20 protein-coding genes are annotated in these 21,028 nt (G+C 63.1%); 8 read left to right on the forward strand and 12 right to left on the reverse strand.

Annotation, left to right across the window (positions count from 1 at the left end; genetic code table 11):
* Positions 1 to 37: 37 nt before the first annotated feature.
* The 3 genes from xth (at position 38) to CW305_RS02075 (ending at position 2,957) form a co-directional block, all read left to right on the forward strand.
* The gene (gene xth, locus CW305_RS02065) at positions 38 to 883 is read left to right on the forward strand and encodes an exodeoxyribonuclease III (protein WP_104096982.1); all 846 of its coding nucleotides are present in this window, start codon (positions 38 to 40) and stop codon (positions 881 to 883) included.
* A 214-nt stretch (positions 884 to 1,097) separates the two neighbouring features.
* Positions 1,098 to 2,366: a sensor domain-containing phosphodiesterase gene (locus CW305_RS02070; RefSeq protein WP_104096983.1), complete on the forward strand. Its 1,269-nt coding sequence runs from the start codon at positions 1,098 to 1,100 to the stop codon at positions 2,364 to 2,366.
* A gap of 138 nt (positions 2,367 to 2,504) precedes the next feature.
* Entirely contained in the window at positions 2,505 to 2,957 is a 453-nt protein-coding gene (locus CW305_RS02075) for a PA2169 family four-helix-bundle protein (protein ID WP_104096984.1), read from the forward strand.
* 65 nt (positions 2,958 to 3,022) lie between these two features.
* On the opposite strand, the gene CW305_RS02080 is transcribed toward CW305_RS02075, so the two are convergent.
* The 9 genes from CW305_RS02080 to puuE all read right to left on the reverse strand — a co-directional run bounded on the left by CW305_RS02080 (position 3,023) and on the right by puuE (position 12,689).
* Positions 3,023 to 3,646: a TetR/AcrR family transcriptional regulator gene (locus CW305_RS02080; RefSeq protein ID WP_103457817.1), complete on the reverse strand. Its 624-nt coding sequence runs from the start codon at positions 3,644 to 3,646 to the stop codon at positions 3,023 to 3,025.
* 125 nt (positions 3,647 to 3,771) lie between these two features.
* Positions 3,772 to 4,584 carry an outer membrane protein OmpK gene (locus CW305_RS02085; protein ID WP_103457726.1) on the reverse strand — a complete coding sequence of 271 codons (813 nt, stop codon included), beginning with the start codon at positions 4,582 to 4,584 and terminating at the stop codon, positions 3,772 to 3,774.
* Between the two features lie 95 nt (positions 4,585 to 4,679).
* On the reverse strand, positions 4,680 to 6,173 hold the full coding sequence (locus CW305_RS02090; protein WP_181003985.1) for a uracil-xanthine permease family protein: 1,494 nt from the start codon (positions 6,171 to 6,173) through the stop codon (positions 4,680 to 4,682).
* A gap of 209 nt (positions 6,174 to 6,382) precedes the next feature.
* A complete protein-coding gene (locus tag CW305_RS02095; RefSeq protein ID WP_104096985.1) occupies positions 6,383 to 7,933 on the reverse strand; it encodes a cation:proton antiporter family protein in 1,551 nt (516 codons plus the stop codon).
* A gap of 250 nt (positions 7,934 to 8,183) precedes the next feature.
* On the reverse strand, positions 8,184 to 9,407 hold the full coding sequence (locus CW305_RS02100; protein ID WP_014819414.1) for a urate hydroxylase PuuD: 1,224 nt from the start codon (positions 9,405 to 9,407) through the stop codon (positions 8,184 to 8,186).
* A gap of 113 nt (positions 9,408 to 9,520) precedes the next feature.
* On the reverse strand, positions 9,521 to 10,033 hold the full coding sequence (locus CW305_RS02105) for an ureidoglycolate lyase (protein ID WP_104096986.1): 513 nt from the start codon (positions 10,031 to 10,033) through the stop codon (positions 9,521 to 9,523).
* 150 nt (positions 10,034 to 10,183) lie between these two features.
* Positions 10,184 to 11,179, reverse strand: a complete 996-nt coding sequence (alc, locus tag CW305_RS02110; RefSeq protein ID WP_014819416.1) for an allantoicase — start codon at positions 11,177 to 11,179, stop codon at positions 10,184 to 10,186.
* Positions 11,180 to 11,244: 65 nt separating this feature from the next.
* On the reverse strand, positions 11,245 to 11,760 hold the full coding sequence (uraD, locus tag CW305_RS02115; RefSeq protein ID WP_104096987.1) for a 2-oxo-4-hydroxy-4-carboxy-5-ureidoimidazoline decarboxylase: 516 nt from the start codon (positions 11,758 to 11,760) through the stop codon (positions 11,245 to 11,247).
* The gene (puuE, locus tag CW305_RS02120) at positions 11,760 to 12,689 is read right to left on the reverse strand and encodes an allantoinase PuuE (RefSeq protein WP_104096988.1); all 930 of its coding nucleotides are present in this window, start codon (positions 12,687 to 12,689) and stop codon (positions 11,760 to 11,762) included. The genes uraD and puuE overlap by 1 nt, the downstream gene beginning before the upstream one ends.
* A 222-nt stretch (positions 12,690 to 12,911) precedes the next feature.
* On the opposite strand from puuE, the gene uraH reads away from it, so the two are divergent.
* Positions 12,912 to 13,322, forward strand: a complete 411-nt coding sequence (gene uraH / locus CW305_RS02125) for a hydroxyisourate hydrolase (RefSeq protein WP_181063843.1) — start codon at positions 12,912 to 12,914, stop codon at positions 13,320 to 13,322.
* A 254-nt stretch (positions 13,323 to 13,576) separates the two neighbouring features.
* Here uraH and CW305_RS02130 read toward each other — a convergent pair whose 3' ends face one another.
* Both CW305_RS02130 and CW305_RS02135 read right to left on the reverse strand, forming a co-directional pair.
* Entirely contained in the window at positions 13,577 to 14,203 is a 627-nt protein-coding gene (locus CW305_RS02130; RefSeq protein ID WP_104096990.1) for a LysE family translocator, read from the reverse strand.
* Between the two features lie 79 nt (positions 14,204 to 14,282).
* The gene (locus tag CW305_RS02135) at positions 14,283 to 15,629 is read right to left on the reverse strand and encodes an NCS2 family permease (RefSeq protein WP_104097408.1); all 1,347 of its coding nucleotides are present in this window, start codon (positions 15,627 to 15,629) and stop codon (positions 14,283 to 14,285) included.
* 339 nt (positions 15,630 to 15,968) lie between these two features.
* Here CW305_RS02135 and CW305_RS02140 point away from each other — a divergent pair, with 339 nt between their 5' ends.
* The 4 genes from CW305_RS02140 (at position 15,969) to CW305_RS02155 (ending at position 19,461) form a co-directional block, all read left to right on the forward strand.
* Positions 15,969 to 16,724: a GntR family transcriptional regulator gene (locus tag CW305_RS02140; protein WP_041013162.1), complete on the forward strand. Its 756-nt coding sequence runs from the start codon at positions 15,969 to 15,971 to the stop codon at positions 16,722 to 16,724.
* Between the two features lie 325 nt (positions 16,725 to 17,049).
* Positions 17,050 to 17,718, forward strand: a complete 669-nt coding sequence (locus CW305_RS02145; RefSeq protein WP_104096991.1) for a metal ABC transporter ATP-binding protein — start codon at positions 17,050 to 17,052, stop codon at positions 17,716 to 17,718.
* Positions 17,719 to 17,759: 41 nt separating this feature from the next.
* Positions 17,760 to 18,578 (forward strand): metal ABC transporter permease, encoded by an 819-nt coding sequence (locus CW305_RS02150; protein ID WP_181063854.1) that lies wholly within the window; start codon positions 17,760 to 17,762, stop codon positions 18,576 to 18,578.
* 10 nt (positions 18,579 to 18,588) lie between these two features.
* The gene (locus CW305_RS02155) at positions 18,589 to 19,461 is read left to right on the forward strand and encodes a metal ABC transporter substrate-binding protein (protein ID WP_104097409.1); all 873 of its coding nucleotides are present in this window, start codon (positions 18,589 to 18,591) and stop codon (positions 19,459 to 19,461) included.
* A gap of 189 nt (positions 19,462 to 19,650) precedes the next feature.
* On the opposite strand, the gene guaD is transcribed toward CW305_RS02155, so the two are convergent.
* Complete coding sequence (guaD, locus tag CW305_RS02160) at positions 19,651 to 20,958, reverse strand: guanine deaminase (protein WP_104096993.1); 1,308 nt, start codon at positions 20,956 to 20,958, stop codon at positions 19,651 to 19,653.
* Between the last annotated feature and the right edge of the window lie 70 nt (positions 20,959 to 21,028).

The following is a 21,028-nucleotide window of genomic DNA, read 5'->3' on the forward strand; positions in this document are numbered from 1 at the left end:
GCTAAGGTGGATATAACCGCCTGTGAGAGACGCGCTTGTGGATAGTCTGAAAATCGCTACCTACAACATCAATGGCATCCGTGCACGTCGGGCCAATCTGCTCGAATGGCTGGCGCGCGAGCAGCCCGATGTGGTCTGCCTGCAGGAGCTCAAGGCGCAGGACGCCGATTTTCCCATCGATGACATCCGCGCGGCCGGCTATAGCGCCATCTGGCATGGGCAGAAGTCCTGGAACGGGGTGGCGATTCTGGCCCGCGATTGCGAGCCGCTGGAGATCCGCCGCGGGCTACCGGGCGATCCCGATGACAGCCACAGCCGCTATCTGGAAGCGGCCGTGCAAGGCGTGATCGTTGCCTGCCTCTACCTGCCCAATGGCAACCCGCAGCCGGGGCCGAAATTCGATTACAAGCTGGCCTGGTTCGAGCGCTTCATTGAGCACGCCGCCGGCCTGCTCGCCAGCGGCCACCCGGTGGTGCTGGCCGGCGACTACAACGTGGTGCCGACCGACGAGGACATCTACAACCCGCGCTCCTGGAAGAAGGACGCGCTGCTGCAGCCGGAAAGCCGCGAATGTTTCGAGCGCCTGCTGGCGCAGGGCTGGACCGACGCGTTGCGCGCCAGGTACCCCGACGAGCGCATCTACACCTTCTGGGACTACTTTCGCCAGCACTGGCAGAAGAACTCCGGGCTGCGCATCGACCATCTGCTGCTCAGCCCGGACCTTGGGCCGCGGCTGCAGGATGCCGGCGTCGATCGCTGGGTACGCGACCAGGAGCATGCCAGTGACCATGCGCCTACCTGGATAACCCTGAAAGGTGACGCGGGCGCGGCGGCCGAGCCGGCGAAGTCGAGCAAGCGTGGCAAGACGGGGGCGAGCAGCTAGAGGCAGGCGGTGCGAGGCGGGGCTCGAACGATGCGGCAACGTGCGACGCGGCCGGTTCTGCAAGGCCTTGTGCCAATCGTCGCTGAGACATCGGCAGATCGACGGTCGCGACTAGTATCCGGGCAATCGGCAAACGACATCGCGGGCTCCAGCGGCTCGCTGTCGACGGTATTCATACGGCAGCAATGGCAGCCAGCAAACGGGGAGGGACTCCATGTCTGATGACATACAGCAGGATCAGGTCGATCAACTCGGGATGGCCGATGATCCGCTCTCCATTCTGCGTCGCCTGGAGAGCGCCAACCTTTCATTGAGCGAGATGCTCGTCGAAACCCTGCATGCCGTGCGCACGCATCTGGGGATGGATGTCGCGTTCATCAGCGAGTTTCGCGGCGGCAGCCGGATTTTTCGCTACCTGGACGGCAATTTCGTACCCCTGCAGCTCGAGGTCGGGGCGTGCGATCCTCTGGACGACAGTTACTGTCAACGCGTGCTCGACGGGCGCTTGCCCGAGCTGATTCAGAACGCGGCGACTCTACCGGAGGCGTTGGCCATGCCGGTGACCAAAGCCTTGCCGGTAGGTGCGCACCTCAGTGTTCCGCTGCGCTTCAGCGATGGTCGGCTCTACGGCACCTTCTGTTGCTTTAGTACCACGCCGGACAACAGCCTCAACGAGCGAGATCTGAATACGCTGCGGCTGTTCGCCGACTTCGCCGGCAGATTGCTGGAACGCCATGCGCTCAATGAGATTCGCTATGCCGAGACGCTCACGCGCATTCGCTCGGTGCTCGAGCAACGCGCGTATTCGGTGGTGTATCAGCCCATCGTGCATCTGGTGGAAAACCGCATCGTTGGCCACGAGGCGCTTGCGCGGTTCACCGACGAGCCTGTGCGCAGCCCGGACAAGTGGTTCGCCGAGGCCGGGCTGGTCGGCTTGCAGCAGGAGCTGGAGGTCGCCCTGATCGAGGCGGCCCTGCACGACTTCGATCAGCTGCCGGCAGATAGCTACCTTTCGCTCAATGTTTCGCCGGAAACCATCCTCGCTGGCGCGCTTGGCACGGTGCTCGCCGATCAACCGCTGGCGCGGCTGATGCTCGAGGTGACCGAACACGCATCGGTACAGGACTACTCGCAGCTGGCCGAGGCGCTCGAACCACTGCGCAGCAAGGGGCTACGGCTGGCGGTTGACGATGCCGGCGCCGGCTACGCGAGTTTCCGCCATATCCTCAAACTCAAGCCGGACGTGATCAAGCTCGACAGCAGCCTGATCCGCAATGTCGACAGCGACACCGGCTGCCGCGCGCTGGCCGCCGCGTTGATCCGCTTCGCCGAGGAAACCGGCTGCAAGGTCGTCGCCGAAGGGGTTGAGACCCAGGAGGAACTGGCCATGTTGCGGCGGCTTGAAGTGAACAAGGCGCAGGGCCACCTGATCGGTCGCCCGATGCCATTGCATCACGGGCTCGCCATGAGCCGACAGGCATAGCCGGCGTTGCCGGGGGATGAGCCAGGAGGGTGCCTTCGGGCGGTTTCGCTGAACCTTTATGGTGCGTGGGCAGTCGACTTTATAACGCGGGCGGCAGCGATGCAGCCCTTTCCGAGTCGACTTGTCAGGAGGTACAAGATGGATACGAAAGACACGATTTCAGTGCTCAACGACCTGATTGAAACCAGCAAGGATGGCGAAAAGGGCTTCCTCGAATGCGCCGAAGACCTGCGCGATCCGCAGCTCAAGAGCACCATGAATCAGCGTTCGCGCGACTGCGCCACGGCCGCCGCTGAGCTGCAGCAACTGGTTCGCTCCATGGGCGGCGATCCGGAGACCAGCACCAGTGTGGCTGCCGACATGCACCGTCGCTGGGTCGACCTCAAGTCGATGATCACCGGCAAGGACGACGAGGCCATTCTCAACGAGTGTGAGCGTGGTGAGGATGTCGCGGTTAAGAGCTACCGTAAGGCGCTGGAAAAAGACCTGCCAGCCGAAGTGCGGATCGTGGTCGAACGTCAGTACCAGGGCGTACAAAGCAACCATGATCAGGTGAAGGCTTTGCGCGACGCGGCTCGCGCCCGGAGCTGATGCTTCGCCAGCCGGTCAGGGTTTGAAGAACGCCAGCGCATGCTGGCGTTTTTCGTTTCCGCCGGTCAGTCGGCCTGTGTGGGCTCGGCGATTTCGCAACCCTTGAGTACCAAGCGAATGATGGTGTCGGCCGCCGCATCGTAGTCGGCGTCGTCGAGGCGGTTCTTGCCGGTGACGGTGCTGATCTGCCAGTCGAAATCGGCGTAGGTCTGGGTCGCCGCCCAGATGCTGAACAGCAGGTGATTGGCATCGACCTTCGCCATCAGGCCGTCGTCGATCCAGCGCTGGATGCAGGCGATGTTGTGTGCGGCCTGGGCGTTGAGTTGCGCAGTGCGTTCCGGGGACAGGTGCGGAGCACCGTGCATGATCTCGTTGGCGAACACCTTCGAGGCGCAGGCGTGGTCGCGGGAAATCCTGATCTTGGTGCGGATATAGGCGCGCAGGACCTCGGCCGGATGGCCTGGCTGGTTGAACGGCGCCGAGGCTTCGAGCAAGGGTTCGACGATGCTCTCCAGCACCTCGCGGTAGAGATTTTCCTTGGACTTGAAGTAGTAGTAGACGTTGGGCTTGGGCAGTCCGGCGCGGGCGGCGATGTCACTGGTCTTGGTCGCGGCGAAGCCCTTTTCGGCGAATTCTTCGCTGGCGGCTTTGAGGATCAGCTCTTTGTTGCGCTCACGGATACTGGACATGGGGGCCTTTCGCTGGCTGCCGGCGATACGAACAAGCGCCCGCATGCTAGCACCCTGGTCGCAAGCCCCTCAACCGAAGCGCCGGAGGAGAGGCGAAGGGGCGAGGAGCCCCTTCGCGACAGCACTCAGAAATGCGCTTTGACGATAGCGCTGAAGGTGTTCTGGTCGGTTTTGCCAACGAAGTTTTCGCTGACGAAGCCGCCATTCTCGATGCCGTACTTGTCCGACCAGTAGTCGTACTCGATACCGACGTAGAGCTGCTTCTCGCCCCAGTTCATCGCCTTGCCTAGGTCGTACTTGATCTGCGGGTTGATGTGCAGGTTGGCGTGATATTCCTCACCGCGGGAGTTGCTGTCGTTGTCGACCACCCAGTCGATGAAGCCGTCGAAGAGGATGTCGGAGTTGCCCACCGGCAGGGTGTAGCCCCACACCGGGGTGACCTGCCAGGTGCCGTCGCCTACGCGGTCACCGTCAGTGTCGCGGTGGTAGACGTTCACCGAGACATAGTCGAAGCCGGGCACGTCCAGATCGAAGCCCGGGCCGATCATGTAGGTTTCCACATCGCCTTCGCCGAACTCGTAGGTCATTGCGACCAGCACATCCTTGATCGGGCCGAAGCTCAGGTCGCGCTGGAAGATCTTGCCGAACGACAGGCGCGGCGAGAATTCGCCGTAGAAGGTGCTGTCGTCGTTGCCGTTGTCGTTACCCTTGCCGTTGAAGTGGATCGAGTCGAGAAACAGGAACGTATCGCCATACTTCCAGCCGTTGACGTGCTCGAAGGTGACAGTCTGCTGGATCGGCGCATCGATCTTGTAATCCTTGCCGTACAGGTAGGTCAGGCTGTTGCTGTGCCAGTGGAGCAGACCTTCGGCCATCGCCGGGGCGGTCAGCAGGCTGCCGGCGAGCGCGACGGCGAGGGGAGCGGTCTTCAGTTGCATGTGGATTTCCTTGAAGTGGGTGACGGCTTTTTTTGGGCGCCATTGTCTTTCAAGACTGGCGTGGCGAGAAGCGCACGATGGCGTGATTCTGACCATCAGACGGATCGCCCCGCACAGGAAGTCGTGGCGTTATCCCTGCGTGCCGAATAGTCAGGAATATTCACCGACAGCGTATTCGTGCCGACGGCATCCTCGACCAGCTCCTCGGGGTCGAATACATCGACTTCGCTCGGTTCGCGCGGCAGGAACAGGTTGAGCAGGATGGCGCTGAAGGCGCCGATGGTGATCGGCGAGCCGAAGATGTTCTTCAACACCTCGGGCATCGCGCTCAGCACTTCCGGCACGCCGGCGACACCCAGGCCGAGACCCAGGGAAATCGACACGATGAGCATGTTGCGGCGATGCAGGCCGGCTTCGGCGAGGATCTTGATGCCGGCGATGGCCACGGTGCCGAACATGATCAGTGTGGCGCCGCCGAGCACCGGCTTGGGCATCAGCTGCAGCACACCGCCGACGAAGGGGAACAGACCCAGCAGTACCAGGACCGCGGCGATGTAGTAGCCAACGTAGCGGCTGGCGACGCCGGTGAGCTGGATGACGCCGTTGTTCTGGCTGAAGGTGGTCATCGGCAGGCTGTTGAACACCGCGGCGACCGCCGAGCTGCAGCCATCGGCGAGGATTCCCGATTTGATCCGCCGCAGATACACCGGCCCACGCACCGGCTGACGCGAGATCATCGAGTTGGCGGTCAGGTCGCCGGCGGTTTCCAGCGGGGTGATGAGGAAGATCACCGCGATCGGAATGAAGGCCATCCAGTCGAATGCGAAACCGAAGCGGAACGGTTGCGGCACGCTGAGCAGCGGCAGTTCGCCCAGCTCGGCGAAGTCCACCTTGCCCATGGACCAGGCCACCAGATAGCCCGCGGTCAGCGCGATGATCACCGCCGACAGCCGCAGGATCGCCCAGGGAAAGCGGTTGAGCACCACGATGATGCCGATCACCAGGCCGGCCAGCGCCAGGTTGGGCAGGGCGCCGAGGTCATCGGCGCCGTAGCCGCCGGCGATATCGGTCATCGCCACCTTGATCAGCGAAAGGCCCATCAGGCAGATGATGGTGCCGGTGACCACCGGCGTGATCACCCGGCGCAGCTTGTTGATGCACTGACTGAAGGCGATCTCGACGAACGCGGCGCAGAAACTCACGCCGAACAGCGTGGCGAGGATCTCCTCCGGCGTGCCGCCACGCGCCTTGACGATGAAGCCGGCGCTGAGGATGGCGCTGAGAAAGCCGAAGCTGGTGCCCTGCAGGCACAGCAGTCCGGAGCCGATGGGACCGAAGCGCCGGGCCTGGACGAAGGTACCGAGACCGGAGACGAACAGCGCCATGCTGACGAGGTAGGGAACGTACTGATCGAGGCCAAGCGCGCTGCCGACGATCAGGGTGGGGGTGATGATACCGACGAAGCTGGCCAGCACGTGCTGCAAGGCGGCGAAGGTCGCGGGTAGCGGGCCGGGGCGATCATCGAGTTGATAGATGAGGTCCTGGTTCGCCTGCGGAGCGGTGCCGCTCCTGTTTTCGGTTGCGGTCATTGTTAAGCCTGCCATTTGTTGTTTTACGGTCATGGGCTTGCGAGGCTTCACGGCACCTCTATCGCTGTCCGTCGAAAGCTGTTCGATCGGTCAGGACGCCTGGACTATAACAACCTGTAGACAGGCTGATAAACAATAAATCAGAAAATTGTGCACAATTGGATCGGCGGCAGTTGGCCAAGATCGCGCGAACGCGTCTGGACCAGGCCTCAGCGCGGTGCCTGCAATTCCCGCGAGACATTTTCCGCAAGGCCCGCGCCGGCCTCGCTCATGGTCAGGTAGGTGCGGTCGGCGCCAGCTTCCTGGATGCGCTGGGCGATATCCTCGTACATCGCGTGGGACACGATGAGCCCGCCGAAGCCGCTTTCACGCAGCTTGCGGGTGGAGATGATCTTGGCCTCGGGATCGTTCATCGCCAGGATCACCGCTTCGACCTCGTTCATCTCCAGGCTCTGCCAGAACATCTGGTCCTCGGCGTCGGCAAAGAGGATATGTCGGCCCTCGGCGGTGTTCTTTTCCACCATGACCGGGTCGGAATCGAGGCTGACCAGGGCGAAACCCTTCTCCGCCAGATAGTCGTAGGCGGCGCGCCCGGTACGGCCCATGCCCATGATCAGAATGCGCGCTTCGCCCAGGGACACCGGTTGTTCGTCGGGGTGGCGAATGTTGCGCTCGTAGCGGAGCAGACGCGGCGCCAGGCGTTCGTACAGCGGATGGGCGAAACGGTTGATCTGCGCCGAAACGATGAACGAAAACGCCACGGTGATCGCCAGCGGCATGAGCCACTGCGGCAGCACCACGCTGACGACGATCAGGCCGAATTCGCTGTAGTTGGTCAGGCTGGCGGCGCTGAGAAAGGCGCTGCGGGCGCGCAGGCGGAAGGCGACGAACAGGCCGAAGAACAGCACCGCCTTGAGCGGTAGCAGCAGCGACATGGCGAAGGCGAACCAGAGGGCGTCGGCGTCTGGCAGCCCACCGATGCCGATCTTCAGGAAGAAGCCGACCAGGAACACTTCCTTGATCGCCCACAACGAGTTGGACAGCTCGCTGGCGCGCTTGTGTTTGGCGAGCATCGCGCCAAAGGCCAGCGCTCCCAGTTCGGAACTCAGGCCGACGTATTCGAAGCCGAGACCGCCGGCCACCAGCGCCAGCATCAGGCCCAACAGCACCATCAGTTCTTCGTGGCCACTGTGGTCGAGCAGGCGGAACAGCACGGGGCGCAGCAGCGGCAGCAGGAACACCAGCAAGGCCCAGGCTGAGGGGACCTTGCCCGCGGCGAGGCTCATGACCACCAGAGCGATGAGGTCCTGGATGATCAGCACGCCGATGGCGACGCGGCCGTGAAAGGCGCGCAGCTCGCGCTTGCTTTCCAGCACCTTGGCCGCCAGCACGGTGCTGGAGAAGGACAGCGCGATTGCCAGCAGCATGGCCTCACGCCAGCTGTTATCGAGGATCAGCATGATCGCCGGCATCACCAGCACGCTGGAGATGAAGAAGTGCAGCAGGCTGCCGCCGATGACTTCGCGGCGAACCAGATTGCCGAGCTTGAGCTTGAGCCCCACGGTGAACAGCAGCAGGAGCACGCCCAGATGCGACAGGTGATCGAGAACGATGCTGTCGTCACGGGTCACGCCCACGTAGTCGCCCGCTGCGGCCAGCGCGAAGCCGGCGCCCAGGTAGCCGATCAGCGGCGGCAGGCCGATGAAGCGGGCAAGCAGCCCGAGGGCGAAAGCGAAGGCAATCCAGCTGGCTTCAATCACGGGGCGGCGTCCGGCGTCGAGGGAGGGCGCGGCATTTTAACGGGGTGTCGGCGATTGGGTAGCGTCGGCAGCGATATTCCTTGCGGGAATCTGCTCGCGCGCCGCGCCCTGGAGGCGGGAGTTGCCGTGATGCAGCGCAGCGTTGCCAAACCTTGCCTAGGGAGCCGAGGAGGGATGTGGTGCGGCCAGTGCTCTCAACTGGAACGGTACGTAGAGAGAACGCCGCGCGGGCTGCGCGCGGCGTCTTTGCTCAGTCGATGGACGCGCCCTTGGCGATCCAGTCACCCAGCAGATCGCGCTCGTCCTGGGTCATCTGGGTGATGTTGCCCAGCGGCATGATCTGGCTGGCCACGGTTTGCGCATGGATCTTCGCCGCCTGCTCGCGTATCTGCTCGGCGGTATCGAACATCACGCCCGCTGGGGCCGCGCTGAACAGCGGGCTGCTCGGCTGCGCTGAGTGGCAAACGGTGCAACGCTCGTGAATCACTTCGCTGACCTGGGCGAACTGGCTGGCGCCGCTCTGCTGTGCACTCGTGCTGGCCTGCTCCGGCGAGGTCGCTGCCAGGTTTGGTGCCGGTTGGCGGTTCGGCGCGGTGACGTAGGCCAGGCAGATCATGCCCAGTGCCGCGGCCGGTAGCGCCCAGGCGAAGCGATTACTGTTGTGGCGGGTGTTGAAGTAGTGGCGCGCCAGCACCGACAGCGCGCCGAGCGCGGCGAGGATCAGCCAGTTGTATTCGCTGCCGTAAGTGCTCGGGAAGTGGTTGCTGATCATGATGAACAGCACCGGCAGGGTGAAATAGTTGTTGTGCCGCGAACGCAGCAGGCCCTTGGCCGGCAGCACCGGATCGGGCGTGCGCTTCTGTTCGATGGCGGCGACCAGCGCACGCTGAGCCGGCATGATGATGCGGAACACGTTGCCGACCATGATGGTGCCGATCAGCGCGCCGGTATGGATGTAGGCTGCGCGGCCGCTGAATACCTGCGAATAGCCCCAGCACGCGGCGATCACCAGCACGAAGAGCACCAGGCCGAGCAGGGCGGGGGTCTTGCCCAGCGGCGAGTCGCAGAGCAGGTCGTAGACGAACCAGCCGACGATCAGCGAGCCAAAGCCGATAGCGATAGCCGCCGCAGGGGACAGTTCGCTGCCCGGTGCGATCAGGTACAGGCTGGGGTTGAGGTAGTACACCACCATCAGCAGCGCCACGCCCGACAGCCAGGTGGTGTAGGCCTCCCACTTGAACCAGTGCAGGTTTTCCGGCATCTGCGGCGGCGCCAGCTTGTATTTCTCCAGGTGGTAGATACCGCCACCGTGGATGGCCCAGAGATCGCCCGACAGGCCCTCACGCGGGTTGGCGCGGTTGAGGTTGTTCTCCAGCCAGACGAAATAGAAGGAAGCACCGATCCAGGCGACGCCAACGATCATGTGAATCCAGCGGATACTCAGGTTCAGCCATTCGGTCAGATGGGCGTCCATTTGTCATGCACCTCTTGCGGCCTGCAGGCGGCCGTATTTCTTCTTATTGGAATCGGCTTGAGCGCGGCGCGAACGCAGGCAAGGCAACGCCGAATGAGCCAGCGCAGTAGCGGTCATGTCGATTCCGGTTGGGGGTCGAGGAGGAGTTGCTGATCCTCCGTGAAGAAGTACTCGTCGCAGTTGTTGCCAGAACCGCTGCGATCGACCACCAGGAACTCATCCCGCTTTTCGATCGTCAGCACCGGGTGGTGCCAGACGCCGCGGTGGTAATTGACGCCCTGCCTGCCGTTGCTGCGGAAGGCGCGGACGTGGCCCGGTACAGGTGCATCGCCAAGTGGCGCGACCACGACCAGAAAAGGGTTGCCGAGCAGCGGGATGAAGGCCTGGCTGCCCAGCGGATGACGTTCGAGCATGCGGATGACCAGCGGCATCTCCAGCGCCTCGGCGGCGAAGATGCTGATGATCGCCTGGTCATCGGGTGCGGCGGTCTCGACCGTGGCCAGCTTGTGATAGCGGCGGGTCGAGCCGTTGTTGATCATGAAGTAGTCGCTGCCTTCGGTCTCGATGACGTCGCCGAAGGGGGCGAAGGCTTTCTTGGTCAATGGCTCGATGGTCAGGGTGCGCATGGTGTGCTCGTTCTTTGTTGAAGGATCGTTATTCGCGTGGGGCTGCTCCCCCTCACCCTAACCCTCTCCCCGGAGGGGAGAGGGAACTGGCGCGGAGAAACGGCTGACCTCGTTCCTCCCTCTCCTCTCGGGGAGAGGGGAAACCGCTTCCTACTTCGCCACCTTGCCAAACAACCGCAGCCGGCTCACACCGCCGTCTGGGAAGATGTTCAGGCGCACGTGGGTGATCGGGCCGAGCTTGGCGATCTGCTCGCTGAACTCGTGTTCGGCGTGCATCGACAGCTTCTGGCTCGGCAGCAGTTCGCGCCAGAACAGGCTCTGGGTCTCGATCTGGCTGTCGGTGCCGCCTTTGACGTAAGCCGCCTGGATCGAGCAGCTGTCCGGGTAGTTGCCCTTGAAGTGCAGGGTATCGACGACGATGCGCTCGATCTCGCCCGAATGGCCGAGGGCGACGATGACCCAGTCATTGCCGGGCGTGCGACGGCGGGCGGTTTCCCAGCCGTCGCCCATGTTCTCGCCACGGTTCGGGTTGAGGATGTTGCTCATGCGGCCGAAATGCTCGTCCGAGCAGGCCAGCGCACGACCGCCATTCAGTGCGGCAGCCAGGTCGATCTGCTCGTTATCGCCGACGCTGCTCCAGTCGCGGAACGGGATGCCGTGCACGCGCAGACGCGCCACGCCGCCGTCCGGGTAGATGTTGAAGCGCAGGTGGCTGACCGGCTTGTCGAAGGCGATCTCGTGGTAGTGGTGGCTGTTGCCCTGGAGCTCGACCGCCGGGAGGATTTCCGTCCAGACGGTGTCGTCGCTCGGATCTCCGTCGGCGACGAAGCAGGCTTCCAGCGAGGCGGACGGCGGGTAGTTGCCGGTGAAGTGGCTGGTGTCGATATCCACGCCCTTGATCTGACCCGGCACGCCCAGGCGGATCACCGCATGGTCGTAACCTTCGAAACGCTTGCGGCGCGACTCCCAGCCGTCCATCCACTTGCCGTTGTCATCGAAAACGCCCTCCTTCCATACGGCCGGTGTTGGCTGGAACAACCGGTTGACGTCGGCGAACCAATCGTCGGTGACGGAGATGGCGCGGGTGCCCAGGCGGGCATCGGCCAGGTTGACGTATTTTTCGAAGGGTACGGCGTAAGCTTTCATGGACTCGTCTGCCTTGGATGAGAAGCGGTTTCTGTCATTACTGCCTTTGTTGCGGTTGGTGCTCGTTACATCGCCTGCAGGCGGAACAGGGCGATCTTGTTGATTTCCGCCAGCGCCCGGGCGAATTCCTGTTCGGGATCGTTGTGGATGCGTTCTTCGAATGCGGCGAGGATCTGGTGCCGGTTGCTGCCCTTGACCGCCATGATGAAGGGGAAGCCGAACTTGGCCTTGTAGGCCTCGTTGAGTTCGGTGAAGCGGGCGAACTCCTCCGGCGTGCATTCGTGGATGCCGGCGCCGGCCTGCTCCGAGGTGCTGGAGGCGGTCAGCTCGCCACGCACGGCGGCCTTGCCGGCCAGGTCGGGGTGAGCATTGACCAGTGCCAGCTGAGTGTCATGGTCGGCGGCGAGCATCGCCTGGGACAGGCGGGTGTGCAGCACCTCGATGTTGTCCAGCGTCTCGTCGATGCCCGCTTGGTAGACGGTTTCGGCAACCCAGGGCGAGTGCTCGTAGACGTCGGCGAAGGCGGCAACAAAGGCATCGTGATCCAGCGTCGAGGGTTTGATCGTCTTGAAGGGCGTCATCAGTTGCGCTCCGCAGTAAAGGGGTGAGTGGCGTGCCAGTGGCGGGCGATGTCGACACGACGGGCGAACCAGACCTTCTCATGGCCCTTCACGTATTCGATGAAGCGGGCCAGCGACGCCAGGCGCGCCGGGCGCCCGAGCAGCCGGCAGTGCATGCCGATGGACAACATCTTCGGCGCGCCTTCGCAGCCTTCGGCGTAGAGCACGTCGAAGGCATCCTTCAGATAGGTGAAGAAGTCATCGCCGCTGTTGAAGCCCTGCACCTGGGTGAAGCGCATGTCGTTGGTGTCCAGCGTGTAGGGAATCACCAGATGCGGCTTGTCCGGCGTCGACTCGGGGTCCCAGTAGGGCAGGTCGTCGTCGTAGGTGTCCGAGTCGTAGAGAAAGCCCCCTTCCTCGCGTACCAGGCGCCGGGTGTTCGGGCCGGTGCGGCCGGTGTACCAGCCGAGCGGCCGTTCGCCGGTGATCTCGCCGAGGATGCGGATGGCTTCCTGCATGTGCTCGCGCTCCTGCGCCTCATCCATGTACTGGTAGTCGATCCAGCGGTATCCGTGGCTGCAGATCTCGTGTCCGGCGCCGGCCATCGCCTTGATCAGCTCGGGGTGACGCTGGGCGGCCATGGCGACGGCGAAGATGGTCAGCGGGATGTCGTGCTTGTCGAACAGCTTGAGCAGGCGCCATACGCCAGCACGGCTGCCGTATTCGTACAGCGACTCCATGCTCATGTGGCGCACGCCTTGCAGCGGCTGTGCGGCGACCATCTCGGAGAGAAAGGCTTCGGATTCCTTGTCGCCGTGCAGCACGCAGCGTTCGCCACCTTCCTCGTAATTCAACACGAAGGACAACGCGATACGTGCATCCCCCGGCCAGCGCGGGTGCGGTGGGTTGCTGGCGTAACCGATCAGGTCGCGTGGGTAGTCGGCGCTCACTGGGGTGCTTCCTGTATGGCAGGTCGTCATGGCACGACCGGATGGCTGGATTGTATACAAATTGAATGAGGCTTTGTAAATAGCAATTTTCATCCTTTCGCTATAGCTGGTATCTGCCGTGTCGCGATCAACCATGCTCAGAGCCATCTGCAGCTTGCAGGTAACGGGCCAAACGATGCTTGAAAAACTGTATACAAAAATATCTGCAGATTGTCTTGAGCGATGTGGGGCGGATGGTTATGCTCGGGGCAGTTTCCATTCAACAGAGCGGAGGTGCCCGTGGGCCGATTGACCACACACGTACTCGACGCCGCCCACGGTTGCCCGGGCAGCGGAATCAAGGTGGAGCTGTATCGCGTCGAGGATCAGGCGCTGACCCTGGTCGCAACCCGTGAGACCAATGCCGACGGGCGCTGCGACAGTCCGTTGCTGGAAGGTGCGGATTACCTGTCCGGTGTCTATCAGCTGCAGTTCAGTGCCGGCGACTATTACCGCCGTCGCGGCGTGGCCCTGGCGAATCCTGCGTTTCTCGATGTGGTGGTGCTGCGCTTCGGGATCGATTCGGCGCAGGAGCATTACCACGTGCCGTTGTTGGTATCGCCGTATAGCTATTCGACGTATCGGGGTAGCTAGTCGCTTTTCCCTTCAGTGCTGACTCTTGTGGAGTCCCTTTGCCCGCCGTAATGGCGGGTTTTTTATGGGGTGAGTTTGGTTGGCGTGAGGCGCTCGGCGCTGGTTACAGCGTGCGCATTGCTCGATGCTTTACCTTTCTTTCGTGTCGGCGAGTAGCAGGGGTGGAAAAACGCGCCGCGTTTTCCACCGGGGGTGGCGTGCAGATCTTTGTCTGACGCCCGCTAACGACTAGACAAAGGCTTCGCTAAAGAGCGCTACCGACTCATCAAAGACGCCGCTCCCGCGCCCCCAAACAGCGCCGCGCTGGTCCGGTTGAACCACGCATGCCCTTTCCCGGTGCGCAGGTAACGTGCCGCCCCCTGCGCGCCCAACCCGTAGGCCAGCTTGCAGAGCAGATCGAGCACGGCCCAGGTAAGGATCATCACCAATAGCTGCGGCAGCAAAGGCTGCCCCGCGCTGAGAAACTGCGGCAGAAAGGCAGCAAAGAAGAGAATGTCCTTTGGATTGCTGCCACCAAGGATGAACGCCCGGCCGAACAATCGACTGAAACGTGGGGCGAGGGCGGGGCTTTCGATCTCGTGGGCGGTGGGTGTGCGACGGGCTTCCTTCCAGCTCTGCCAGGCGAGGTAGAACAGGTACAGCGCACCGACCAGCTTGAGCGTGCTGAACAGCCGCTCCGAGGCCATCAGCAACGCGCCTAGCCCCAGCGCCGAGGCGCTGAGCAGGGCGATGGACGCTGTCACACCGCCGAGAAAGGCTGGCCAGGAGCGGCGTACTCCGTAGTTCAGGCTGTTGCTGATCATCAACAGCGACAGCGGCCCGGGGATCAGGATCACCACCAGCGCCGCACCGGCGAACAACAGCCACATCTCCAGGGTCATGACGGCCTCCTATAGCCAATGCAAAAGCCCCACCGCGAAGCAGTGGGGCCGTAGGTGAGCCGGATGCTGCCGGCCCGGTTCAGAGGAACGCGAACTTGGCGATGAAGATCACACACAGCACATACAGGCTGATCGACACCTTGTCGCGCTGGCCAGTCAACAGCTTGAGCGTCGCGTAGGTCAAGAAGCCCAGGGCGATACCGTTGGCGATGGAAAAGGTCAGCGGCATCATCACCACGGTGACGATGGCCGGGATGGTGTCGGTGTGGTCCTTCCAGTCGATATTGGCCAGGCCGCTCATCATCAGCATCGCCACGTAGATCAGCGCGCCGGCGGTGGCGTAGGCGGGAATCATGCCGGCCAGCGGGGCGAAGAACATGGCAATCAGGAACAGCACGCCGACGGTCACTGCGGTCAGCCCGGTGCGGCCGCCGGCGGCGACGCCAGCGGCGCTCTCCACGTAGCTGGTCACTGGCGGGCAACCGACGAAGGCGCCGACCACGCTGGAGCTGCTGTCGGCCTTCAGCGCGCGGGAGAGGTTCTCGATCTTGCCGTCCTCATTGACCAGGTTGGCACGGTGGGCGACGCCCATCAGGGTGCCGGCGGTGTCGAACATGTTCACGAAGAGGAAGGCGAGGATCACGCTGACCATCGCCACGTTGAGCGCGCCGGCGATATCCATGGCCAGCCAGGTCGGCGCCAGGCTCGGCGGCATCGACACCAGGCCGTTGTACTCGACCAGACCAAACGCCCAGCCGATACCGGTGACCACCAGCATGCTCAATAGGATCGCACCGAAGACATTGCGGTGGCTGAGTACGGCGATCATCAGGAAGCATACCGCGGCCAGCAGCGCCGACGGCTCGGCGAACGAGCCCATGGTCAGCAATGTTGCCGGGCTGTCGACGACGATGCCGGCGGTCTTCAGGCCGATCAGACCGAGGAACAGACCGACGCCGGCGCCCATGGCGAAGCGCAGGCTCATGGGGATGCTGTTGAGCAGCCATTCGCGGATGCGCGACAGGCTCATGATCATGAACAGCACGCCGGAGATGAACACCGCGCCGAGCGCGATCTCCCAGCTGTACCCCATCTCGCCGACCACCGTGTAGGTGAAGAAGGCGTTGAGGCCCATGCCTGGCGCCAGGCCCACCGGCCAGTTGGCGTACAGCCCCATCAACAGGCAGCCGAGCGCCGCGCCAATGCAGGTGGCAACGAAGGCAGCGCCGTGGTCGATGCCTGCGTCGGCCATGATGTTCGGGTTGACGAAGATGATGTAGGCCATGGTGACGAAGGTCGTCAGGCCGGCGAGCAGTTCGGTGCGGATGCTGGTGCGGTGTTCGCTGAGCTTGAAGATCCGCTCGAGCGGACCGGTGCGTTGCGGCTGCAGCCCGACGGCCGCCTGTTCCTGCTTGGTGCTGTCCACAAGGTGTTCCTCATCGTTCTTGTTGTCGATCACCCGGAGTGTGAGTACTCCCGAGGGGCGGGTGATGGTGGGCCTCCCGTATCGGTACTTGACCAAAAAGTCAGAAAGGCTTCCCGGATTATGCTTTTGTATACAAGAATTGCAAACAATAAATCGGTGGTCCCGCTGAATGCGCGTGGCCTGTGCGAGCTGACGGATTTGCGCGTAGGAAAACTTGAGGCTGTGAGTTGTGCACAAGGTTAACGGCGTTTCAGCGTATTTATTTGTCCAGCGAACTGCCAGTAGCGGCGCGAACCCAGTAAAGTTCGGCGTTGCCGACACCTCATTTGCGAGCCATCGATGAACGAACAGTTGCAGCCCCTGAAGAAGCCGACCAAGACCGGCAAGACTCGCACCGGGACGCAGGACGATATAGTTTATGCGCACATCTTCGATGCCATCCTCGAGCAGCGTCTGGCGCCGGGGACCAAGCTCAGCGAAGAGGCGCTAGGCGAGATATTCGGCGTCAGCCGCACCATCATCCGCCGCGCGTTGTCGCGCCTGGCCCATGAAGGGGTGGTGCTGCTGCGGCCCAATCGCGGCGCGGTGGTGGCCAGTCCGAGCGTTGAAGAAGCGCGGCAGATCTTCTTCGCCCGTCGTCTGGTGGAAAAGGCCATCACCGAACTGGCCGTGCAGCACGCCAGCGACGCGCAACTCGCCGAGCTGCGGCAGATGGTGACTGATGAGCGTGATTGCTTCGACCGAGGCGATCGCGGGGCGGGCATCCGTCTGTCCGGCGAGTTTCACCTCAAGCTGGCGGAGGCGGCGAAGAACGCGCCGCTGGTGAGCTTCCAGCGCAGCCTGGTTTCGCAGACCTCGCTGATCATCGCCCAGTATGAAAGCGGCAATCGCTCGCACTGCTCGTACGACGAACACAATGAACTGATCGACGCCATCGCTGCCCGCGACAGTGACAAGGCGGTGCGCCTGATGATGCACCACATGGACCACATCGACAGCAAGCTCAACCTCGAGGAAGACAGCGCCTCGGGTGATCTGCATGCGGTCTTCTCGCACCTGGGCCTGGCGAAGAAGAAGCCTCGCACGGCTCGCTAGCGTTGCCCCGCGCGCTGACTCGTTCTGAGTCAGCGCCGTCAGTCATCACCTGCCGCGGTGGCGGCAGAGCCATGCCGGCCTGCCAGCGCCGATCGCCCGCCAGGACCGCACGCTGCAACCCAATTCAGCACTGATCACGGCATCAGTACGCTTCCCGCCTCCGATCCGATGCGCATAGCCGCGCTGTTCAGTGCGTCAGCTTGAATTTATCTCCTTAGTGTTATGTTATAACTATCACATGTTGCGCATTGGCGTCTCTCGTTCCTGTTATCGGAGGCGAGCGGTGCGCATTGTCTGGTTTTGAATCCTGAACACCGAGGTAACGATGATCGAATGCCACGGCCTGCAATGGGGCTCGGGTAGGCCGCTCACGCCGCCATTGGATCTGCAGTTGGCTGCGGGCAGCCTGACCGCTGTCATCGGCAGCAACGGATCGGGCAAGAGCAGCCTGCTCAAGGTAATCGCCGGTTTGGATCGCCCTTTGGTGGGACGTATAGAGCTGGGAGTACCGCTGCTGGGTGGTGTCTCCTATCTGCCGCAACAGCAGCATGTGGATAGGCAGTTTCCGATCCGACTTGCCGAACTGGTGAGCGCCGGTTTCTGGCGCAGCCGGCTCGGGCGTGACGAGCGTCGGGCGCGGCTGCGCCAGACGTTGGCGGACTGGGGCCTGCTCGATCTGCAAACCCAGGGGCTGCATGCATTGTCCGGCGGCGAGCTGCAGCGCGCCTTACTGGCACGGCTGAGCCTGACCGATGCCCAGGTGCTGTTGCTCGACGAGCCCGAAGCGGCACTGGACGATGTCGGCCTGGGCTTGCTCTGGCAGCACATTGAGCGTTGGCAGCGCGAAGCGAGGACGCTGGTAATGGTCAGCCATAACCTAGTCGGGCTGACTCATCTCCACTGTGACGGGTTGCTGATCGCCCGCAGCGGCTGCATCAAGGCGCCGATCCGGCAGTTCATGGCCGAGCGGCAACGGCTCGGGCAGGTCGCTTGACGCCGGATTTGCTCTGGGCGCCGTTCGGCGAGTTCGCCTTCATGCGCCGGGCGCTGTTTGGCGGCGTTGCGCTTGCCTGCAGCGCGGGGCCGCTGGGCGTATTTCTGATTCTGCGTCGAATGAGTCTGATCGGTGATGCCATCGCCCACGGCATCCTGCCCGGTGCAGCGCTGGCATTCTGGCTGTTCGGCCTGAGCCTGCCAGCGCTGACTGCTGGCGGTCTGGTCGCCGGTCTCGGTATGGCTGGCGCGGCGGCGTGGGTCACCCGGCGCACCGGGCTACGCGAGGACGCCAGCCTGGCCGCGCTGTATCCCATATCTCTGGCCAGCGGCGTGCTGCTACTCGGGCTGGCCGGGAGAAAGCTGGATCTGTTGCACCTGTTGTTCGGCTCGGCGCTGGCTGTCGATACGACCACGCTGTACGGCATGCTCGGTACTGCCGGGTTCAGCTTGTTAGTACTTCTGGTGACTTTTCGCGCCTTGGCGCTCGACAGCCTCGATCCGCTGTTCCTGCGCAGCATCAGCCGCTTCGGCCCGCTGGCGCATGCCGCGTTTCTGACGCTGGTGGTGCTCAATCTGGTGATCGGTTTCCAGGCCATCGGCGCCTTGATGGTGGTGGGGCTGATGATGCTGCCGGCTGCCGCAGCTCGGTTCTGGAGTCGTCGACTGCCGGTCCTGCTACCACTCGCTGCGCTGATCGGCGCGGTGTGTGTATGGCTGGGGTTGCTGCTTTCCTTCTACGCAAGTTTGCCCAGCGGGCCGTGCATCGTGCTTTTGGCTGGCGCTTTCTATCTTTTCTCGTTGGTAGCCGGGCCGGTTCACGGCCTGTTGCGCTCGACGTCTTTTCCAATGACCGTTTGAGGTGTTGATCATGCGTTACCTGCTTTTCGCGCTCGCTTTATGGCTCCCGCTCTCACTTCAAGCCGCTGAAAAACTGCAGGTGGTGACGAGCTTCAGCATCCTCGCCGACCTGACCCGCGAGGTCGGTGGCGATCGTATCGAGCTCACCAACCTGGTCGACGCTGATGCCGATGCTCATGTCTACGAGCCCAGCCCGGACGATGCCAAGGCGCTGTTGCGCGCCGACCTGATCATCGCCAATGGCCTGGGCTTCGAACCCTGGCTGGAGCGCCTGCTGGCCAGCAGCGAACCCAAGGGCAAGCGCATCGACGCCAGCGCAGGCGTTGTTCCGCTGATGCTGGATGAAGATGGCGAGGCGGTTCCTGACCCCCATGCGTGGCAGAGCCTGACCAATGCCGAAATCTATGTGCGCAATATCGCCAAGGCACTTGGCGAACTGGACCCGGCCAACCTCGATGTTTACATCGAGCGCCGCGATGCTTACCTGGCGCGCCTGCACGCATTGCTGAAGAAAGCCGACGCGCAGATTGCCGGTTTGCCGGCCAGCCAGCGCAAGGTGGTGACCAGCCATGACGCCTTCGGCTACCTGGGGCAGGCCTGGCAGCTGAAGTTCATCGCGCCGCTGGGACTGTCCACCCATGACGAGCCCTCGGCGGCGGAAGTCGCGGCCTTGATCCGGCAGATACGCAATGAAGGCGTGCGAGCGGTGTTCGTGGAGAACATCCGTGATCCGCGACTGATCCGACAGATCGCCGACGAGGCCGGCGCCAAGGTCGGCGGTACGTTGTATTCGGATGCGCTGGCCAGCTCAGGGCCGGCCAGCACCTATCTCGGGATATTCGAGCACAATCTCGACACGCTGATGGCCGCATTGAAGCCGTAGGGTGGATCACGCTTCATCGATCCACGCGTTCAGTGAGCTCCGTGCGAACCGGTGGTGGATGTGAAAAGCGACATCCACCCTACGGGCCGCGGTTTTGGCTCCGAGCCGTAGGGTGGATCACGCTTCACCGATCCACGCGGTCATCAAGCATGGAGACGACCGTTGATGATCAGGTTTGCGATCAGCTGTTCAGCAACCCTTTCGGTGCACTGAAACCCCGGCGGCGAAGGTCTCCTTCACCGCGCGGTCGTCGCCGAGGATCATCAGGGCGAAGAGCTTTTCCTGCAGGGTCGTCGCCTGGCTCAGGCGATAGTCGATCAGCGGCGTTGCCTTGTAGTCGAGCACGACGAAGTCGGCGTCCTTGCCCGGTTGCAGGTTACCGATCCTGTCGTCCAGATAGAGCGCCCGCGCGCCGCCAAGGGTGGCGAGATACAGCGCCTTGAACGCATCGAGCTTCTGGCCCTGCAGCTGCAGCACCTTGTACGCCTCGTTGAGGCTGGCGAGCTGCGAGAAGCTGGTGCCGCCGCCGACATCCGTACCCAGGCCGACACGCACGCCAAAGCCTTCCACCTTGGCCAGATCGAACAGGCCGCTGCCGAGGAACAGGTTGGAGGTGGGGCAGAAGGCCACGGCCGAGCCGGTCTCGCCGAGGCGTTTGCACTCGTCGTCGCACAGGTGCACGCCGTGGGCGAACACCGAGCGCGGGCCGATCAGGCCGTGGTGGTCGTAAACGTCCAGGTAACCCTTGCGTTCGGGGAATAGCTCCTTCACCCATTCGACCTCCTGCTTGTTCTCGGAGATGTGGGTGTGCATGTACAGGTCGGGGAATTCGGCGAACAGCTTGCCGGCCAGGGTGAGCTGCTCCGGCGTGCTGGTCGGGGCGAAACGCGGGGTGACGGCATAATGCAGACGGCCCTTGCCGTGCCAGCGCTCGATCAGCTCGCGGCTGTCGGCATAGCCGGACTCGGCGGTGTCGGTGAGGAAGTCCGGTGCATTGCGATCCATCAGCACCTTGCCGGCGATCATCCGCAGATTGCGCTTTTCGCAGGCCTCGAAGAAGGCGTCTACCGATTGCTTGTGCACCGTGCCGAACACCAGCGCGGTGGTGGTGCCGTTGCGCAGCAGCTCGCCGAGGAACAGCTCGGCCTGCTCGCGGGCGTGGGCCATGTCGCTGAAGCGGCCCTCGTTGGGGAAGGTGTAGGTTTCCAGCCAATCCAGCAGCTGCGCACCGTAGGAGCCGATGACGCCGACCTGCGGGTAGTGGATATGGGTATCGACGAAGCCAGGGGTAATCAGCGCATCCGGGTATTCGACTATCTCTGTGCCGGCCGCCAGGGTCGGCAGCAGCTCGGCGGCGTGGCCGATCCGCGCGACCTTGCCGTCTTCGACGACCAGCAGGCCGTCCTCGAAGTATTCGTGGGATTGCTCGATGCCCACTTCGCGCGGGTCGGCGAGGCAGTGGAGCAGGGCGGCACGGTAGGCTTTGGTGCTTGGCATGGTGACTCTCGAAATCGTTGTATGAGGGTGATGCGTTGACATGGCAGGCCGCCGCCGGAGGCGCGCCTGC

It is taken from the genome of Stutzerimonas kunmingensis, from assembly GCF_002929225.1.
In the GTDB taxonomy this organism is placed as follows: Bacteria; Pseudomonadota; Gammaproteobacteria; order Pseudomonadales; family Pseudomonadaceae; genus Stutzerimonas.

What these genes read in the sequence shown, in the direction of transcription:
- CW305_RS02070 (WP_104096983.1), top strand. Translation starts at nt 1,098, where the DNA reads ATGTCTGATGACATACAGCAGGATCAGGTCGATCAACTCGGGATGGCC.
- CW305_RS02075 (WP_104096984.1), top strand. Translation starts at nt 2,505, where the DNA reads ATGGATACGAAAGACACGATTTCAGTGCTCAACGACCTGATTGAAACC.
- CW305_RS02080 (WP_103457817.1), bottom strand. Translation starts at nt 3,646, where the DNA reads ATGTCCAGTATCCGTGAGCGCAACAAAGAGCTGATCCTCAAAGCCGCC.
- CW305_RS02085 (WP_103457726.1), bottom strand. Translation starts at nt 4,584, where the DNA reads ATGCAACTGAAGACCGCTCCCCTCGCCGTCGCGCTCGCCGGCAGCCTG.
- CW305_RS02090 (WP_181003985.1), bottom strand. Translation starts at nt 6,173, where the DNA reads ATGACCGCAACCGAAAACAGGAGCGGCACCGCTCCGCAGGCGAACCAG.
- CW305_RS02100 (WP_014819414.1), bottom strand. Translation starts at nt 9,407, where the DNA reads ATGGACGCCCATCTGACCGAATGGCTGAACCTGAGTATCCGCTGGATT.
- CW305_RS02105 (WP_104096986.1), bottom strand. Translation starts at nt 10,033, where the DNA reads ATGCGCACCCTGACCATCGAGCCATTGACCAAGAAAGCCTTCGCCCCC.
- alc (WP_014819416.1), bottom strand. Translation starts at nt 11,179, where the DNA reads ATGAAAGCTTACGCCGTACCCTTCGAAAAATACGTCAACCTGGCCGAT.
- uraD (WP_104096987.1), bottom strand. Translation starts at nt 11,760, where the DNA reads ATGACGCCCTTCAAGACGATCAAACCCTCGACGCTGGATCACGATGCC.
- uraH (WP_181063843.1), top strand. Translation starts at nt 12,912, where the DNA reads ATGTGGGGCGGATGGTTATGCTCGGGGCAGTTTCCATTCAACAGAGCG.
- CW305_RS02130 (WP_104096990.1), bottom strand. Translation starts at nt 14,203, where the DNA reads ATGACCCTGGAGATGTGGCTGTTGTTCGCCGGTGCGGCGCTGGTGGTG.
- CW305_RS02140 (WP_041013162.1), top strand. Translation starts at nt 15,969, where the DNA reads ATGAACGAACAGTTGCAGCCCCTGAAGAAGCCGACCAAGACCGGCAAG.
- CW305_RS02145 (WP_104096991.1), top strand. Translation starts at nt 17,050, where the DNA reads ATGATCGAATGCCACGGCCTGCAATGGGGCTCGGGTAGGCCGCTCACG.
- CW305_RS02150 (WP_181063854.1), top strand. Translation starts at nt 17,760, where the DNA reads ATGCGCCGGGCGCTGTTTGGCGGCGTTGCGCTTGCCTGCAGCGCGGGG.
- CW305_RS02155 (WP_104097409.1), top strand. Translation starts at nt 18,589, where the DNA reads ATGCGTTACCTGCTTTTCGCGCTCGCTTTATGGCTCCCGCTCTCACTT.
- guaD (WP_104096993.1), bottom strand. Translation starts at nt 20,958, where the DNA reads ATGCCAAGCACCAAAGCCTACCGTGCCGCCCTGCTCCACTGCCTCGCC.